This is a genomic window from Yoonia sp., from assembly GCF_036007805.1.
Classification (GTDB): domain Bacteria; phylum Pseudomonadota; class Alphaproteobacteria; order Rhodobacterales; family Rhodobacteraceae; genus Yoonia.
Map to the genome: position 1 here is coordinate 1 of NZ_DASYOK010000146.1, position 2,113 is coordinate 2,113.

The 2,113-nt window shown below is 57.5% G+C and carries 2 protein-coding genes and 1 pseudogene; 1 reads left to right on the forward strand and 2 read right to left on the reverse strand.

Annotated elements, in window-relative coordinates; genetic code table 11:
* Positions 1-169: pseudogene (locus VGP75_RS08485) on the forward strand (ABC transporter permease); the annotation flags it as partial.
* A gap of 52 nt (positions 170-221) precedes the next feature.
* Here the strand turns inward: VGP75_RS08485 and VGP75_RS08490 are convergent.
* Entirely contained in the window at positions 222-1,655 is a 1,434-nt protein-coding gene (locus VGP75_RS08490; RefSeq protein ID WP_327543242.1) for a nucleobase:cation symporter-2 family protein, read from the reverse strand.
* Between the two features lie 56 nt (positions 1,656-1,711).
* The coding region (locus VGP75_RS08495) for an ureidoglycolate lyase (RefSeq protein WP_327543243.1) at positions 1,712-2,113 on the reverse strand (402 nt) is incomplete at its 5' end.

A 2,113-nucleotide genomic window follows, 5' to 3' on the forward strand; every position in this document is an offset into this window, starting at 1 on the left:
GCATGGTCGTGGCCTTGGCGCACTGTTCAAGTCGGGGGAAACCAACGGGGATTATCCGTTGATGTTTGCAGTGCTGATCGCGCTGGCCTTCCTCGGGATCGTTCTTTACTACGCGGTGATTTTTCTGGAACGCATCTTTGCAGGCTGGGCTGACCGCGAAGCCAACTAATAAAAAAAGCCCGGTCAAGCGACCGGGCCTTTTCGTTTTGTGCCTTCCGCCCTTATGACTTTGGCAACGACCCGTGGCCATGCCCTGTCATACCGCCCGAGACTTCCTCGGTCGCTTCGCCTGACAATTGTTCAGGCAAAATCAGGTTCAGCACGATCGCAATCACCGCAGCGGGCAAAAGGCCTGATGTCATCAGAATGCGTAGCGTATCCGGCAGATACTGTACCGCCAGCGGATCAAGCTGCAGGCCCAGACCGATCGACAGGGCAATCGCAAAGATCACCATGTTCCGGCGGTTCCAGTTCACATCCGACAGCATCGAAATACCCGCAGCAACCACCATGCCGAACATCACGATGACACCGCCACCCAAGACCTCGATGGGGACTGTATTGATCACAGCACCTACCTTGGGGATCAGGCCACAGATGATCAGGAAAATCGCGCCGATGGTCACCACATGGCGGCTCATAACGCCGGTCATGGCGATCAGACCCACGTTCTGGCTGAAGGATGTATTCGGAAAACCACCGAAGATACCGGCCACCGCTGTGCCCAAACCGTCGGCATAGGTTGCGCCGGTAATTTCCTTGTCGGTGGCTTCGCGGCCGGCACCACCTTTGGTGATCCCCGACACATCGCCCACGGTTTCCACCGCCGAGACGAAAGCCATCAGACAGAACCCGATGATCGCGGCAAAGCTGAGTTCAAACCCGTATTTGAACGGGCTGGGGAATGCGACAGGTGCCGCGCGGTTCCAGCTCGCAGCGATGCCTTCGACGGTGATCATCCCCATGAACAGCGCATAGACATAGCCCACCAGAATACCGATGACGACGGCCGAAACTGCCAGCATGCCCTTGGCGTAGAACTTGAGCCCGAGGGTCACAAAGATCACGACCAGCGCCGCAGACCAGTTCAGAAGCGAGCCATATTCAGGCGAATTGATTGCAGGCACGCCGCCAGCGGCATACTGGATGCCGACCTTGACCAAGGCCAGACCAATCATGGTAACGACCAGACCGGTGACCAGTGGCGGCAGTGCAAAGCGGACTTTACCGATGAAAGTCGCAATCACCATGTGGAATAAACCACCGATCATCACACCGCCGAAGAGAGCAGGCAGCGCATCAACGCCTTTGCCGGCCACAAGCGGGATCATGATGGGGATAAACGCGAAACTGGTGCCCTGCACGATGGGCAGACGGGCACCCACAGGACCAAAACCGATGGTCTGGAACAAAGTCGCGATGCCGGCAAACAGCATCGACATCTGGATCAGATAGGTCATGTCGGGGAACCCCTGCGCGCCCGCGTCTGATCCGAACCCGAAACCCGCCGCCCCTGCAATAATGATCGCAGGTGTGACGTTGGACACAAACATCGCCAGCACATGCTGGATACCGAGCGGAATGGCCCGATGAAGTGCCGGTGTATAGTTCGGATCACGGAGCTGCTCCGGTGTTCCGATTGCGTTGTCAGCCATAGTATTGTCCCTCCCTTTGGACGATCTTCCCAGTCTTCCCGCTGGCAAGTCTCTTCTCACCCCAGAATGGTGAATGGTGTTTCAAACCAATGCTCTTGCAGGTTCGGACCCTCCCCGATCCGATCCACAACAGCGAATAGTCCGGGCGCATGGATGGGCGTCAAAACCCCGTGCCATGTGCCGCGTGCGAAATTGATGCCCTGTCCGGCGCTTGTCAGAAACGCACGCGGCTGGCCCGGTGTGCCACCCTGATCGGGGGCCACAACGACGACGAACGGATGAAAACTCATCGGCAGAAAGGCCTGGCTTCCCTGTGGATGGCGTTCCATCATATCGAGCGAGATCGGAAATTCGCGCGCCTCCGCCTTGAAGAGGCTGATCCCTGCGCGACCGTCGACAATGTCGATATTTGCACGGTCATGATAGCGCCCGCAAAGCCCTTGATTGATGATCTTGTC

Excerpts from the sequence above, each read along its gene's own strand:
- VGP75_RS08490 (WP_327543242.1), bottom strand. The coding sequence starts at position 1,655 with ATGGCTGACAACGCAATCGGAACACCGGAGCAGCTCCGTGATCCGAAC.